Source organism: Pedobacter sp. CFBP9032, assembly GCF_034045265.1.
In the GTDB taxonomy this organism is placed as follows: Bacteria; Bacteroidota; Bacteroidia; order Sphingobacteriales; family Sphingobacteriaceae; genus Pedobacter.
The window spans coordinates 238,540-254,649 of record NZ_JAXCWE010000002.1; the positions used below are offsets into that span (position 1 = coordinate 238,540).

Below are 16,110 nucleotides of genomic sequence, written 5' to 3' on the forward strand. Positions count from 1 at the left end.
AGTGTAGGGTGTTGATATAGCGTATTAATTTGCTCTATGAACGTCCTTGCGAGAACAATCCTTTATAGGTGATGTTCGTGACGATCTCCTATTTGATACAGCATTAGCAGCAATGAGGTTGCCACAGCCAATGAAGAATTGGCTTCGCAATGACGGCCGTTTTTGTATGGCGTATTAGTTTAGCGTACTAATATAGCGTGTTAGTATTGCGTGTTGGTATAGCGTGTTAATTTCCTCTCTGAACGTCCTTGCGAGAACATTCTCCGATCCTTCATCGGTAATGTTCGTGGCGATCTCCTACTTGCTACACCATTGGCCATAAGGAGGTTGCCACAGCCAATGAAGGATTGGCTTCGCAATGACGGCCGTTTTTGTATGGTGTGTTAGTATAGCGTGTTAGTATAACGTGTTAAAATAGTGTGTTAATTTCATACATGGACGTCCTTGCGAGAACATTCTCCGATCCTTCATCGGTAATGTTCGTGGCAATCTCCTCCTTGCTGCACCATCCGCCATAAGGAGGTTGCCACAGCCAATGAAGAATTGGCTTCGCAATGACGGCAGTTTTGTATGGCATGTTAGCATGGCGTGTTAGTGCAGGGTTTTAGTATAATGTGTTAATTTCCTAAATGAACGTCCTTGCGAGAACATTCTCTGATCCTTCATCAGTAATGTTCGTGGTTATCTCCTGTTTGCTATAGCATAAGCGGCAATGAGGCTGCCATAGCCAATGAAGAATTGGCTTCGCAAGGACGGCCGTTTTTGTATGGTGTTTAATATGGCGTCTTAAAATAGTGTGTTAGTATAATGTGTTAATTTCCTAAATGAACGTCTTTGCGAGAACGTTCTATTATTTCTCATCGGTGATGTTCGTGGCGATCTTTGTTTGCTATAGCATAAGCGGCAATGAGGTTGCCACAGCCAATGAAGGATTGGCTTCGCAATGACGGCAGTTTTTGTATGGCGTTTTAGCATAGTGCGTTAATATAGCGTGTTAATTTCCTCTCTGAACGTCCTTGCGAGAACATTCTCCGATCCTTCATCGGTAATGTTCGTGGCAATCTCCTCCTTGCTGTACCATCGGCCATAAGGAGGTTGCCACAGCCAATGAAGGATTGGCTTCGCAATGACGGCCGTTTTTGTATGGTGTGTTAGTGTAGCGCGGTAGTATAGCTTGTTAATATAGCGTGTTAATTCATACATGAACGTCCTTGCGAGAACATTCTCTAATACTTCATTGGTGGGGTTCGTGGTGATCTTTTACTTGCTATAGCATAAGCGGCAACGAGCTTGCCACAGCCAATAAAGAATTGGTTTCGCAATGACAGCAGTTTTTGTATGGTGTGTTAGTTTGGCGTGTTAGTATAGTGAGTTAGTGAGCTTGTCGATATAGCGTGTTAATTTCCTCTCTGAACGTCCTTGCGAGAACATTCTATGACTCTTCATCGGTGGGGTTAGTGGTTATCTTCTATTTGCTATAGCATTAGCAGCAATGAGGTTGCCACAGCCAATGAAGAATTGGCTTCGCAATGACGGCCGTTTTTGTATGGCGTGTTAGTGTAGCGTGTTAGTATAGAGTGTTAAAATAGTGTGTTAATTTCCTCTATGAACGTCCTTGCGAGAACATTCCTTTATCGGTGATGTTCATGACAATCTTCTACTTGCTATAGCATTAGCAGCAAGGAGGTTGCCACAGCCAATGAAGGATTGGCTTCGCAATGACGGCCGTTTTTGTATGGCGTGTTAGTTAAGCGTGTTAGTATAGCGTGTTAGTGTAGGGTGTTAGTGTAGCGTATTAATTTCCTTCCTGAACGTCCTGCGAGAACATTCTCCGATCCTTTATCGGTAAGGTCGGTAGTTATCTTTTGCTATAGCATTAGCAGCAAGGACGTTGCCACAGCCAATGAAGGATTGGCTTCGCAGTGACGGCGGTTTTTGTATGGTGTGTTAATATAGCATGTTAGTATAGTGTGTTAATATAGCGTGTTAATTCATACATGAACGTCCTTGCGAGAACATTCTCTAATACTTCATCGGTAATGTTCGTGGCAATCTCCTATTTGCTATAGCATAAGTAGCAATGAGGTTGCCACAGCCAATGAAGGATTGGCTTCGCAATGACGGCCATTTTTGTATGGTGTGTTAGTGTAGCGCGGTAGTATAGCTTGTTAATATGGCGTGTTAAAATAGTGTGTTAATTTCATACATGAACGTCTTTGCGAGAACATTCTCCGATCCTCATCGGTGGGGTTAGTGGTTATCTTTTACTTGCTATAGCATTGGCAGCAATGAGGTTGCCACAGCCAATGAAGAATTGGCTTCGCAATGACGGCCGTTTTTGTATGGCGTGTTAGTTTAGTGTGTTAAAATAGTGTGTTAATTTCATACATGAACGTCCTTGTGAGAACATTCGCTGATCCTTTATCCGTAATGTTCGTGGCGATCTTCTATTTGCTATAGCAACGGCCGCAATGAGGTTGCCACAGCCAATGAAGGATTGGCTTCGCAATGACGGGAGTTTTTGTATGGTGTGTTAGTGTAGCGCGGTAGTATAGCTTGTTAATATAGCGTGTTAAAATAGCGTATTAAATTCCTCCCTGAACGTCCTTGCGAGAACATTCTCTGATTCTTCATCAGTAATGTTCGTGGCAATCTCCTCCTTGCTACACCATCGGCCATAAGGAGGTTGCCACAGCCAATGAAGGATTGGCTTCGCAATGACGGCGGTTTTTGTATGGTGTATTAGTTTAGCGTGTTAGTGTAGCGTGTCAATATAGCGCGTTAGTGTAACGTGTTGGTATAGCGTGTAAATTTCCTCTCTGAACGTCCTTGCGAGAACATTCTCCGATCCTTCACCGGTGGGGTTCGTGGTTATCTTCTATTTGCTATAGCATTAGCAGCAATGAGGTTGCCACAGCCAATGAAGGATTGGCTTCGCAATGACGGCCGTTTTTGTATGGTGTGTTAGTGTAGCGCGGTAGTATAGCTTGTTAATATAGCGTGTTAATTTCCTCTCTGAACGTCCTTGCGAGAACATTCCTTTATCGGTGATGTTCGTGGCGATCTCCTCCTTGCTACACCATTAGCCATAAGGTGGTTGCCACAGCCAATGAAGAATTGGCTTCGCAATTACGGCAGTTTTTGTATGGTGTGTTAGTATAGCTTGTTAATTCCCTCTGTGAACGTCCTTGCGAGAACGTTCTCTGATACTTCATCGGTAACGTTGGTGTTATCTTCTATTTGCTATAGCATTAGCAGCAATGAGGTTGCCACAGCCAATGAAGGATTGGCTTCGCAATGACGGCCGTTTTTGTATGGCGTGTTAATATAGCGTCTTATTGTAGCTTGTCGATATAGCGTGTTAATTTCCTCTCTGAACGTCCTTGCGAGAACATTCTCCGATCTTCATCGGTAACGTTGGTGTTATCTTCTATTTGCTATAGCATTAGCAGCAAGGAGGTTGCCACAGCCAATGAAAAATTGGCTTCGCAATAACGGCCGTTCTTGTGTGGTGTGTTAGTTTAGCGTATTAATATAGCTTGTTAGTATAGCGTGTTAGCACGGCGTGTTAGTATAGCTTGTCAATTTCCTCTACGAACGTCCTTGCGAGAACATTCTCCGATCCTTCATCGGTAATGTTCGCGGCAATCTCCTATTTGCTTTAGCATAAGTAGCAATGAGGTTGCCACAGCCAATAAAGGATTGGCTTCGCAATGACGGCGGTTTTTGTATGGTGTGTTAGTGTAGCGTGTTGATGTAGCGTATTAATATAGTGTGTTAGTATGCCGTGTTAATATAGCGAGTTAGTATAGCGTGTTAAAATAGTGTGTTAATTTCATACATGAACGTCTTTGCGTGAATGTTCTGTGATCCTTCATTGGTAATGCTTGTGGCAATCTCCTATTTGAAATAGGCATAAGCAGCAATGCTAGCAAAAAAAAAGGTCGTGGTTTGCACCACGACCTTAAAAAAATATAGAACTTAAAAAGCTAATTAAGCATAAGCAACAGCATCTTTTGATGCTAATTTGGTAACCCCCATTAAGTATTCGTCAACTTTACGGGCAGCTTCCCTGCCTTCAGAGATTGCCCAGACTACCAAGGACTGTCCACGGCGGGTATCGCCTGCAGCGAAAATTTTCCCAATATTAGTTTGGTAAGTATGTTCTGAAGCTTTTACATTTCCGCGGTTATCTAACTCTACGCCTAATTTTTCAATTAAGCCTTCCTTTTGCGGATGTAAGAAACCCATGGCTAAGAAAACCAGTTCACAAGGTAAATCTCTTTCTGTTCCGGCTACTTCTTTAAAAGAAATCGGTCTTCCTACAGCATCAATTTCCCATTCTACATCCACTACCTTTAATGCTTTCAGATTACCATTTTCATCCGCAATAAAATTCTTGGTATTTACCGACCAGGCTCTTTGCGCACCTTCTTCATGCGACGAAGTATTTTTCAATAACATCGGATAATTAGGCCAGGGCATATTTTCTGTGCGCATTTCCGGCGGCATTGGCATGATCTCAAATTGCGTAACCGATTTCGCACCATGGCGGTTTGAAGTACCAATACAATCAGAACCTGTATCGCCACCACCGATTACAATTACATTTTTACCGGTTGCTAAAATATCTTCAGAACTGATCGCCCGGTTAGCCACACGCTTGTTTTGTTGTTTTAAGAAATCCATTGCAAAATGTACGCCTTTAGCTGAACGCCCATCGATTGGCAAATCACGCGGAACAGTAGATCCGCCTGCCAAAACGATTGCATTATAATCTCTTAATAAGGTGCTTATTTCTACATTCTCGCCTACATTGGCGTTACATCTGAAAATGATTCCTTCTTCCTTCATCAAATCGATACGGCGGTCGACTACATTTTTTTGCAGTTTAAAATCAGGTATTCCGTATCTTAACAAACCACCTGGCGCATCATCACGTTCAAAAACGGTAACTTCATGCCCAACTTTATTTAACTGAGCAGCAGCAGCTAATCCTGCCGGACCTGAACCAATCACAGCAATTTTTTTACCTGTTCTGATTAATGGTGCCTTTGCTTTAATAAAGCCTTTTTCGAAGGCGATTTCTATAATGTGTTTTTCAATTTCTTCAATAGCAACCGGCGGACGGTTAATTCCCAGCACACAAGCGGATTCGCAAGGTGCTGGGCAGATTCTTCCCGTAAACTCGGGAAAGTTATTAGTGCTTAATAAGATATTTGCTGCAAGCTCCCATTTAGCCTGATAAACGGCATCGTTAAATTCCGGAATCACATTACCCAGTGGGCAACCTGACTGACAGAATGGAACGCCACAATCCATACAGCGGGCCGCTTGATTATTTAATTCTTTTGCGGGTAATTCATTTAAAAATTCCCCGTAATGTTTTACACGAGTTTTAGCCTCTTCTCTGGTGGGCGCAACTCTGTCGTATTCTAAAAATCCTGTTACTTTTCCCATGGCTTAGTGTGTTTTTACTTGTTGATTACGTTTTGCTAAAACTGCTTTGTATTCTTTAGGGAATACTTTAACGAAATGATTTGATTGTGTTTTCCAATCACTTAAGATAAAATCGGCTACCTTACTGTCTGTTAAACGAATATGGGTTTTCAGTAAAACCAGAATTCGCTGTTCATCTTCTGCCTGTAGCGGATCAAGATCGACCATTTCCTTATTGCATTTGCGTGCAAAGGTACCATTAGCATCATAAATCCAGGCAACACCTCCACTCATACCAGCGGCAAAATTACTTCCGGTATCACCAAGGATTAAGACTTCACCCCCCGTCATATATTCACAACCATGATCACCTACACCTTCTACCACTGCAGTGGCTCCAGAGTTACGTACGGCAAAGCGTTCACCAGCTTTTCCACGGGCAAATAATTCACCGGAGGTTGCGCCATAAAGTGCTACGTTACCAATGATGATGTTTTGTTCGGGAACGAAAGTACAGTTTGAGAAAGGATAAATAGCCAAACGGGCACCAGACAAACCTTTACCTACATAATCATTTGCTTCTCCTTCTAAAGATAAAGTTACCCCCCGCGTGTTAAAAGCACCGAAACTTTGTCCGGCAGAACCCACAAACTTAAAGTTGATGGTATCGGGCGGCAAACCTGCTCCTAAATGCACTTTTGAGATCTCATTAGACAACATGGTACCTAAAGAACGATCCGTATTTTTAATGTTGAAGCTGGCAAATACAGGTTCGTTATTGGTAATAGCCGGTTGAGCTGCAGCGATTAACTGGTGATCTAACACATTTGCCAAACCATGATCCTGCTGTTCTGTATTAAACAATGGCAAGCCGTTGTCTTCTGCTTTGTAAAGGATAGCAGATAAATCCAGATGTTTCAATTTCCAATCTTCAGCTGGCAATTCACGCACTTTTAAAATATCGGCCTGACCAACCATTTCGTGAATGGTTCTGAAACCAAGTTCAGCCATAATTTCACGTAATTCTTCCGCCAGGAAATGGAATAAATTAACGACGTGATCTGCATCTCCACTGAACAACTTCCTCAATTCCGGATCTTGTGTGGCCACGCCAACCGGACAAGTATTTAAATGACACTTACGCATCATGATACAGCCTGCAGTTACTAACGCCGCTGTTGCAACTCCCCATTCTTCTGCTCCTAGTAATGCAGCAATGGCGATATCTCGACCTGTTTTAAGTTGGCCATCTGTTTGCAAAACGATTCTGTTACGCAACCTGTTTTTCACCAGGGTTTGATGTGCTTCTGCCAAGCCAAGTTCCCAAGGCAGGCCTGCATGTTGAATGGAAGTCAATGGTGATGCACCTGTTCCGCCATCGAAACCTGAAACTAAAATCACATCCGCATGTGCTTTCGCCACACCAGCGGCGATGGTACCTACACCTGCTTTAGAAACCAGTTTCACATTGATTCTGGCTGCGCGATTCGCATTTTTCAGGTCATAAATCAATTGTGCCAAATCCTCAATAGAATAGATATCGTGGTGAGGTGGCGGAGAAATTAAACCTACTCCAGGAGTAGAGTGGCGCACTTTTGCAATCCAATCATCCACCTTGTGGCCAGGCAATTGCCCGCCTTCTCCAGGTTTTGCACCTTGAGCCATTTTAATCTGCAACTCATCTGCATTCGTTAAATAATAACTGGTTACACCAAAACGTGCCGATGCCACTTGTTTAATAGCAGAACGCATACTGTCGCCATTTTCCATTTTGGTATAGCGCATTTCGTCTTCACCCCCTTCGCCGGTATTGCTTTTTCCGCCAATGCGGTTCATTGCGATGGCCAAAGTTGAGTGTGCTTCGTGAGAAATCGAACCAAATGACATTGCTCCCGTCGCAAACCGCTTTAAAATGGCTTCCGTAGATTCTACCTCACTTAAAGGAACAGGCTGACGGCTATAGTTAAAATCAAATAAGCCACGAATGGTATAAGCCTGTTGTGTTTGCTCATTTACCAGTTTAGAGTATTGCTTGAAGATACCGTAGTCGTTTTTGCGAGTAGCGTTTTGTAATAAATGGATGGTTTGCGGGTTAAATAAATGGGCTTCACCCTTGCGACGGAATTTATAGGTCCCCCCTGCTGGCAATAAGTTTTCGGTTTGTGTAACCGGACCAAAACTGCGGTGATGTTTAATCAACGTTTCTTTAGCAATTTCATCAAGTCCTAATCCGCCAATTCTTGAAACTGCACCAGTGAAGTAAGTATTAACGACCTGTTTATTTAGTCCTAAGATTTCGAAAATCTGAGCTCCCTGATAAGATTGTAATGTGGAGATTCCCATTTTAGAGAAAATCTTCAACAAACCACTGTTTACTGCGTAAATATAATTTTTTGTTAGTTCTTCTGCTGATAAACCAGATTCTGCCTGGAAGCCATTGATCGTTTCTAAAGCCAGGTAAGGGTTAATTGCAGTTACTCCGAAGCCTAATAAGGTGGCAAAGTGATGTACTTCCCAAATGTCTCCAGCTTCGATTACGATACCCACTGCCCCACGATAACCTTTGCGAATTAAATGGTGATGAACGGCAGATACTGCTAACAATGAAGGCATTGCCGCATGTTCTGAATCAATTGCCCTATCAGTTAATACGATTACCTGGAAGCCATCTTCAACCGCATCAACGGCGTAACGACATAAACGGTCTAAGGCTTTCGCCATTGCGCCCGGTTTGCCGTCGGCCCTGAAATAGGTCTGTAAAGTTTTTGCCTGGAAAACGCCAGTATCAATACTTCTTAATTTTTCTAATTCCTGATTGGTTAATATAGGGTGCTTAATAGCCACACAATGAGACTGAAGCGGATTTTCTTCTAATAGATTGCCATTGCTTCCCATGAAACTGGCCAAACTCATTACTACTTTCTCCCGAATCGGATCGATTGGTGGATTGGTTACCTGTGCAAACAACTGTTTAAAGTAGCTCGACAAGTGTTGCGGACGTTTGGAAAGAATTGCAAGTGGTGTATCGGTTCCCATGGAACCAATTGGCTCTTTGGCTTCTATCGCCATTGGCTTTAACAACAAGTCGATATCTTCCCTGCTGTAACCAAAAACCTGCTGGTATTTATAAATAGATTCTTCAGAAAGGCCGGTGAACATCACACGTGGTTCAGGCAATTCTTCTAAACGGATTTGATATTGGTTGATCCAGTCTGCATACGGACTGCCGCCACAAACCTTGGTTTTGATTTCATCATCACTGATAATTCTGCCCTGCTCCATATCTACCACGAACATTTTACCAGGTGTTAAACGACCTTTTTCGATAATGGTACTTTGGTCGATGGCCAATGCACCAGCTTCTGAACCCATGATTACACGGTCATCTGAAGTGATGGCATAACGGGAAGGACGTAAACCATTGCGATCTAACGTAGCGCCAATAAGTTTACCATCTGTAAATGCGATGGCGGCAGGCCCATCCCAAGGTTCCATTAATGTAGCATGGAATTCGTAGAATGCTTTCTTAACGGGATCCATATCCTCGTTACCATCCCAGGCTTCTGGAACCAACATCATTAATACATGTGGTAACGTCCTGCCTGCATGAAGCAATAACTCAATTACATTATCTAAACAGCCTGAATCAGAGTTCGTTTCATCGATTACCGGCAATAACATATCCAGTTCTTCTTTGGTGAAATAGGCAGATGCAAAAGATTTTACACCAGCTCTAAACCAGTTCAGATTACCTTGCAGGGTATTGATTTCGCCATTATGGGCAATAAAACGGAAAGGTTGTGCTAAACGCCAAGAAGGAAAAGTATTGGTTGCAAAACGTGAGTGTACCAAACCTAAAGCAGAAACCAATCTTTTATCGCTCAGGTCTTTAAAATAAGTACGGACCTGTAAAGAGGTTAACTGACCTTTATATATAATGGTTTGCGCAGAAAGCGAAACGATATAAAAATCCTTGCCACCGTTTACCGTATTGGCAATCAATTTAATCAGGTAATTTTTAAAGATATAGAGTTTGCGTTCGAAATCTGCACCGGGATTAACCGCATAAGGGCGGCCAATGAACACCTGTTCAATTTCTGGCTCTACCGAAAGTGCCATATTGCCGATATCGGTAGTATCCACATCAACCTTTCTAAAGCCTAAGATTTCTAATCCTAGTTTTTCTGCTGCGCGATAAATCAGTTCTCTACATTCTTCTCTGGAACGAATATCTTTAGGCATGAAAAGCATACCTACGCCATAATTATTGGTTTCAGGTAAGCTGAAGCCTGCCTTTAAACATTCATCGTAAAAAAATTCATGGGGAATCTGAATCATGATACCGGCTCCATCACCTGTATTTGGTTCTGCTCCACATGCCCCTCTATGATCTAGATTTTCTAAAATAGTAAGTGCATCGGAGATGATTTGATGCGATTTTCGCCCTTTCACATGTGCAACGAACCCAATGCCGCAGGCATCATGTTCAAATTGCGCGTCGTACAATCCACTGTTTGGTTCCATTCTTTGCTCGTTAGTTGTTAGTGTATAGGAAACACTAAGATATGAAAAACGAAGATCAAATTACAGAGTTGCTACAATTTTTAGAATTATTTTAGTTTTTAAACAATTTTAATCCATTATATTAAAATATAACTAAATATTAACTACTATAATTACGAATATAACAATTCAATTTTTCTACTATAAATGTGTAGTTTGGATAGATTTTAGTGGTTAAAAAAGTGCTGTTTAATCATTATTGATATCGATACAGCTGATCAATGAGACAAATTTGGTTGTATTGGAAAATAATTTAAAAAAGATTTTGGCTTGTTTAATTTTATTTACGTATCAATCAGCAAGATATGCAAAGGAGTTAAAAAAATCAAAAAATGCATTTTGCAAAACAACTTCTTTTTCTACCTTTGTGGCGGGCAAGTCTTTTACGACCAGCTCCCTTTGAACTCCCCCAGGATGGGAACATAGCAAGGGTAGAAGGTTGTAGCGGTGCGATAGAAGTTGCTTGCCCATTTTTTTCTTTTCCCTTAATGCCTCCGATGGAAAATCGGAGTAAACTCTGAAGGGGGAATTAAATTCTTCAGGGTTCCAATCATTGAAAACTCAAATATTTAAGAATTTACAACCATGAAATTTTTTATCGACACAGCAAATCTTGATCAAATCAGAGAAGCTCATGACCTTGGCATTTTAGACGGCGTTACCACTAACCCTAGCTTAATGGCTAAAGAAGGTATTACTGGCCAAGAAAACGTAATCAATCATTATAAAGCAATTTGCGATATCGTTGAAGATAACGTAAGTGCAGAAGTTATTGCCACTACATTCGACGAAATTGTTAAGGAAGGTGAAGCTTTAGCAGCATTAAATCCTAAAATCGTTGTTAAAGTTCCGATGATTAAAGATGGCGTTAAAGCAATTAAACATTTCTCTTCAAAAGGAATTAAAACCAACTGTACTTTAATTTTCTCTGCCGGACAGGCTTTATTAGCGGCTAAAGCCGGAGCAACTTATGTTTCTCCTTTTTTAGGTCGTTTAGATGATATTTCGAGCGATGGTTTAGTTTTAATTGAAGATATCAGAACCATCTTTGATAACTACGGTTACGAAACTCAAATTTTAGCTGCATCTATCCGCGGTCCGTTGCATATTGTAAACTGTGCAAAATTAGGTGCTGATGTAATCACTGCTCCTTTGGCTGCAATTGCAGGATTATTAAAACACCCATTAACTGATTCTGGCTTAGCTACTTTCTTAGCAGATCACGCTAAGGCAGCAGGCAAGTAAGATCGGAGTCTTTAGTCAATAGTCTTTAGTCGACAGTCTTTAGTCAACAGTCTGAAGTCAATAGTCTGAAGTCTGGAGTTAAAGTACAACTATAGCAAAGAGCATAAAATAAAAATCCTAAGTTTGAAGTAGAGATTCTGCTAAAAACTTAGGATTTTTTGTTGCCTATAGTCTGTATGTAATAGGTACAGATTGTATTCGATACAGCCATTGATCATTAATAGTCTTTCTCAAAAATTAATCAGTTGATCATGTGATCGTTATTGCAGATATTTTCTGTCAGTGAAACACCGATCGATAAAGATAAGGAAAGCAAGAATCAATTCTCCACCCAAGACTCCCGACTCAAGACTAAAGACTCCAAACTAAAAAGGAAAGCAAGAATCAAGACTCCCGACTCAAGACTACCGACTCCAGACTGAAAAGGAAAGCAAGAATCAACTCACTTCCAACTTTAGACTAAAGACTCCCGACTTAAGACTTCCTTCACCTTCTCATAGCTAATCTGCTCATCAGGTGCGATTAATATCCCCTTCACTCCTGCTCCTTTTGCGGCTTCTACATCTCTTACTTTGTCGCCAATCATCACGGATTGAGCTGGATCGATATCATACATGTCTATGGCGTCGAGAATCATACCTGAAGCTGGCTTGCGACACTTACATTCACCTCCAACTGTTGGGTGATGTGGACAATAATAGAAACCAGCAATATCAGCACCCTTGGCTACAAATGCATTTCTTAACATTTGGTGCATGATGGCTAGTTCTTGCTCTGTATATCTTTTTAAAGCAATACCTCCCTGGTTTGTGATCACAATTAACAGATAACCTTCATCATATAATTTCTTCAATACTGGAATCTGATAATCCAGAATTTTGAAATCTTCCACACGGCAGATGTAATCATAAATTTCGTGATTAAGCACGCCATCACGATCTAGAAAAATAGCTTTGTTCATTTGGGAATTTAAATATTGGAAACTTAAACTTTACGGATTAAGTTTTACGTAAAACTGAAAATCAAAATAAGACAAAATTAATGGGATAAGAAAGATATACTCACCCACAAAGATCAGCATTATTTTTCAGCCCGTTTCTTTCTTTGGTCTTAGCAATTTAAAAAAGTTATTTTTTACCTAAACGATAACCACTTACCGCAAAATAAAGGATGAATGAGTAAGCCGGAATCATCATGAGGTAGGCTGTTTGTCCGTTGCCGATGGTTTCAGAGATGTAACCATAAACCGGTGGAAGAATAGCACCACCTACAATAGCCATAATCAGCAATGCTGATCCCATCTTGGTAAATTTACCTAGCCCATCTATCGCCATTGGGAAGATTGCAGGCCACATTACGGAGTTTGAAAACCCCAGAAGGGCAAAGATCCATACTGCCGGATGTGTAGGTAAATTGAAGTCATTACCGAATAGATGAAGGGTAGTAAGACCAGGATTCGCTTTTATAACTACGACTAGAATAACCAAAACTATGCTGAGCAAACACGAAACAATTAATGCGTTCCTTTGTGAAATAAATTTCGGGATTGAGATGATTCCGATAGTATAACCCAGCAACAAACCGTAGCCAGTATAGGTGGCAAAGCTTTTCGAAATATCAAGTTTATAGCCGAGATGTGTTCCGAGTCCGGCAAAAGTATCATAACTGATTACTTCCATCCCCACATAGAAAAACAAAGCAAAAACGCCGACAATTAGGTGCGGAAAGTTAAATACATTTTTATTGGCTGCAGCTACCTGCGCACTTCCAGGCAAGGCATTCGGATCCAGAATGTCCTGCTCCTCCTCTACTTCAGGAAGCTGCACGAAGAAAAGCAGAATTCCTACAAGGGCAAATGAAGCAGCGATAAAAACATAAGGCATGATTACTTTTTGTGCAAGGGCATCTAAAGCCGTATTTTTAGCTACTTCGTCCATGGTTTTCAAACTGGCTTCAAAGGCATCGCTATCTTTAAGAATAATGCTTCCTAATACATAAACGGCCAGGATGCCGGCAATCTTATTACAAATTCCGAGGATACTAATGCGTTTTGCAGCACTTTCCTTCGGACCTATCGCTGCTGCATATGGATTGGATGCCGTTTGAAGTAGCGCTAAACCACTGCCAATAACAAACAGGCCAATTAAAAATGTTGGAAAACTTCTGGCATAGGCTGCAGGAATAAATACCGCAGCGCCAACTGCCATCACAAATAAACCAACCGACATTCCCTTTTTAAATCCGGTGAATTTTAGCACAAAGGATGAAGGAATTGACATGACGAAATAAGCAGCAAAAAAAGCAGAGGCTACATAATAGGATTCGGTACTGGATAACTGACAAGCGATTTTTAAATATGGAATCAGTTGGCTGTTTGCCCAGGTAATAAATCCAAAAATAAAAAAGAGAACACCGATTACGAATAATGCAAACGTATAATTTTGCGCTTTAGTTGGATTTGACATTGGTTTGGTTTGTGGTTTGATTGGTTTCGCCAAAATAACCAATTATTTTCCTCATTTAGAAATCAAATCGCAGTAATATTCGCACAAATAGACTTAAATTCAATAATATTTAAACATATTCATCAATTATTAGTCAATTATTAGTCACACACCGAAAACCGGTGTGTTCTAAACCCGTATCAACCGAGGTTTTCATTCTTGAGGTTACCCGATATCCTTTGCAATAGGATGCATTGCACATAAATGATCCTCCACGAACTACTTTTTTGGGAACTGTAGGTTCCATCGGATCATAACTATTGCCAGGGCCTTTAGGGTTTGATGTGACGCCTGTTAAGCTTTCATAGAAATCAGGACGATACCAATCGCTGCACCATTCCCAAACATTGCCGGCCATATCGTACAATCCATAGCCATTTGGTTTAAAACTTTTAACTTTAGCTAGTCCGGCAAACTGATCCCATACTGTGTTTTTTACAGGAAAATTCCCTTGCCAGGTATTTGCCTTTGGTCTGTCTGTTTCAATATCCTCATTTCCCCAGGGATATTTCGCATTTTTCAGGCCGCCCCTTGCTGCAAATTCCCATTCAGCTTCTGTGGGCAAACGCTTTCCTGCCCATTTGCAATAGGCCATGGCATCATCCCAGGATACCTGCACCACCGGATTATTTTCTTTTCCCGTGATGTTACTGTTCAAGCCCTTTGGGTGTTTCCAACTTGCACCCTTAACCCAGCGCCACCATTGCGAAGCATCGTTCAATCCATTGATGGTTTTGGGTTGATAAAAAACCAGGGATGCGGCAACCATTACGCTATCTGGTGGCTTCGGTGTTCCCGGTGGAAGTTGCTTTGCCATTTCCGCCCATTCTGGCTTTCGCTCTGCAGTAGTTACATAACCAGTGGCCGCTACAAATTTAGCAAAACTTGCATTGGTCACTTCTGTTGCATCCATCCAAAAGGATTTCAATGTCACCTGGTGTTTAGGGTATTCATCTTTCCGCCCTTCGTTATCTGCTGCACCCATTTCGAAAGTTCCTCCCTGGATCAGCACCATTCCATCATGGGTGGCCTTATTTGCTGCAAAACTCGAAGTTTCTCTAATTACACCGAAGCGACCGGGCAGATTTTTCTCACAGGAAGCCAATGAATCTTGTGTTCGTTTGCTGGATTCTTCTCTTTTTTGGTTGTTACAGCATGCAATTAAAGCAACGAAAGGTAAATAGCAGACGATTTTTAGTGTATTCATATTGGCAAGACTGAGGGCTAAATTTATCAAAAATCTATAAAAAAAAGGTCTTCTATAATTAATCCCCTTATAAATCAATACAGTAGCACTTTTCATTTTTTTTTATTTGCATTAGATATCAATGAACCCTATATTTGCATCACTTTAAAGAAAACGGCAACGTTTTAAGCAAAGTAGATTCCGTAGCTCAGCTGGTAGAGCATTACACTTTTAATGTAGTGGTCCTGGGTTCGAATCCCAGCGGGATCACAGAAAGCTTCACAGAAATGTGAGGCTTTTGTTTTTTGATTCACTCCGGGATGGCTCTTCCAGCCGTTAATGACAGCCGTTTTAAAAATGACAAAAATGGAAACACCAGCTAGCAAGTAAAAAAGAAAATATCTAGCAAGCAGCCTTCTTTTTTTGATCATTTTTAAGTGATGATTGCTAATCCTATTGCCTTCCTAAAAATGCCTTAAAATGCAACTTATCATGGGCTAAGACTGGGATGGAACCCGGGTAGAACCCGAAGCATTGTTAGTTCATCTTCTGAAGTCTTGCGGTGAGCGTCTTATGTCGCCGGATAAGTTTTTTTTTGCTGAAAAGATTGTCATTTTGAGATAGCTTTTTAGCAGGCGAAGCAATCTTTTTTGTAGGAGAGATTGCTTCGTCATTTCGATCTCGAGGATGACCTTCCGTGTTCGGTGGCTAAATAATTTTTTATATATTTTCAACAAGAAATGGTTGTCATCGTGATTCTGCCACAATCCCATAAAGGTTCCTAAGTCAAATGGGTGGGGTGAAAATGAAAATGGTTTTCGCGGTTTGATGTAACTGAGGTTCATAAGCTATGATTCTTGAATAAACTAATTTAAGGTTTTTTCAAAGAATGCACATTTAACAAATTGCTATATGTATCACTTGCTTCTTAGACTAAAGGATTATGAGTCTTCTAGCCTAACCGCCCTATTATGAGGCAAAATATGCTTTTCTGACTCACAGAAGCAATTTACGAACTATTTTTGGAACCGCAAAATTTTGCTCCGTTACGTATTTGTTACGGTTTTGCAAAAAAGTAGAGTGGCTCCTAAGCAAATTGAAATACAATAAAGCAAAGGTCTACGAAAAGCTCGACTAACCAAGCACTTACCATTTCATTCGAAAAATTCGTTA

Annotated in this window: 6 protein-coding genes, 1 tRNA gene and 1 other RNA gene; 3 read left to right on the forward strand and 5 right to left on the reverse strand. The window is 41.0% G+C overall.

Going from position 1 to position 16,110, the window contains the following annotated elements:
• Nucleotides 1-3,993: 3,993 nt before the first annotated feature.
• Together SOM16_RS04835 and gltB are read right to left on the reverse strand one after the other, a co-directional pair.
• Nucleotides 3,994-5,460 (reverse strand): glutamate synthase subunit beta, encoded by a 1,467-nt coding sequence (locus tag SOM16_RS04835; protein ID WP_320462862.1) that lies wholly within the window; start codon nucleotides 5,458-5,460, stop codon nucleotides 3,994-3,996.
• Nucleotides 5,461-5,463: 3 nt separating this feature from the next.
• Nucleotides 5,464-9,963, reverse strand: coding sequence for a glutamate synthase large subunit (gltB, locus tag SOM16_RS04840; RefSeq protein WP_320462863.1), 4,500 nt, complete (start codon nucleotides 9,961-9,963; stop codon nucleotides 5,464-5,466).
• Between the two features lie 411 nt (nucleotides 9,964-10,374).
• On the opposite strand from gltB, the gene ffs reads away from it, so the two are divergent.
• An RNA gene (gene ffs, locus SOM16_RS04845) (signal recognition particle sRNA small type) lies at nucleotides 10,375-10,474 on the forward strand.
• A gap of 113 nt (nucleotides 10,475-10,587) precedes the next feature.
• Entirely contained in the window at nucleotides 10,588-11,247 is a 660-nt protein-coding gene (fsa, locus tag SOM16_RS04850) for a fructose-6-phosphate aldolase (RefSeq protein ID WP_320462864.1), read from the forward strand.
• A gap of 454 nt (nucleotides 11,248-11,701) precedes the next feature.
• On the opposite strand, the gene SOM16_RS04855 is transcribed toward fsa, so the two are convergent.
• The 3 genes from SOM16_RS04855 to SOM16_RS04865 all read right to left on the reverse strand — a co-directional run bounded on the left by SOM16_RS04855 (nucleotide 11,702) and on the right by SOM16_RS04865 (nucleotide 14,958).
• Complete coding sequence (locus SOM16_RS04855) at nucleotides 11,702-12,208, reverse strand: HAD family hydrolase (protein ID WP_320462865.1); 507 nt, start codon at nucleotides 12,206-12,208, stop codon at nucleotides 11,702-11,704.
• A gap of 166 nt (nucleotides 12,209-12,374) precedes the next feature.
• Nucleotides 12,375-13,712 (reverse strand): sugar MFS transporter, encoded by a 1,338-nt coding sequence (locus SOM16_RS04860; RefSeq protein WP_320462866.1) that lies wholly within the window; start codon nucleotides 13,710-13,712, stop codon nucleotides 12,375-12,377.
• Between the two features lie 133 nt (nucleotides 13,713-13,845).
• Nucleotides 13,846-14,958: a formylglycine-generating enzyme family protein gene (locus SOM16_RS04865; protein WP_320462867.1), complete on the reverse strand. Its 1,113-nt coding sequence runs from the start codon at nucleotides 14,956-14,958 to the stop codon at nucleotides 13,846-13,848.
• A gap of 176 nt (nucleotides 14,959-15,134) precedes the next feature.
• Here SOM16_RS04865 and SOM16_RS04870 point away from each other — a divergent pair.
• Nucleotides 15,135-15,207 (forward strand) — tRNA-Lys (locus tag SOM16_RS04870).
• The last annotated feature ends 903 nt before the right edge of the window (nucleotides 15,208-16,110 follow it).

Excerpts from the sequence above, each read along its gene's own strand:
- SOM16_RS04835 (WP_320462862.1), bottom strand. The coding sequence starts at position 5,460 with ATGGGAAAAGTAACAGGATTTTTAGAATACGACAGAGTTGCGCCCACC.
- gltB (WP_320462863.1), bottom strand. The coding sequence starts at position 9,963 with ATGGAACCAAACAGTGGATTGTACGACGCGCAATTTGAACATGATGCC.
- fsa (WP_320462864.1), top strand. The coding sequence starts at position 10,588 with ATGAAATTTTTTATCGACACAGCAAATCTTGATCAAATCAGAGAAGCT.
- SOM16_RS04855 (WP_320462865.1), bottom strand. The coding sequence starts at position 12,208 with ATGAACAAAGCTATTTTTCTAGATCGTGATGGCGTGCTTAATCACGAA.
- SOM16_RS04860 (WP_320462866.1), bottom strand. The coding sequence starts at position 13,712 with ATGTCAAATCCAACTAAAGCGCAAAATTATACGTTTGCATTATTCGTA.
- SOM16_RS04865 (WP_320462867.1), bottom strand. The coding sequence starts at position 14,958 with ATGAATACACTAAAAATCGTCTGCTATTTACCTTTCGTTGCTTTAATT.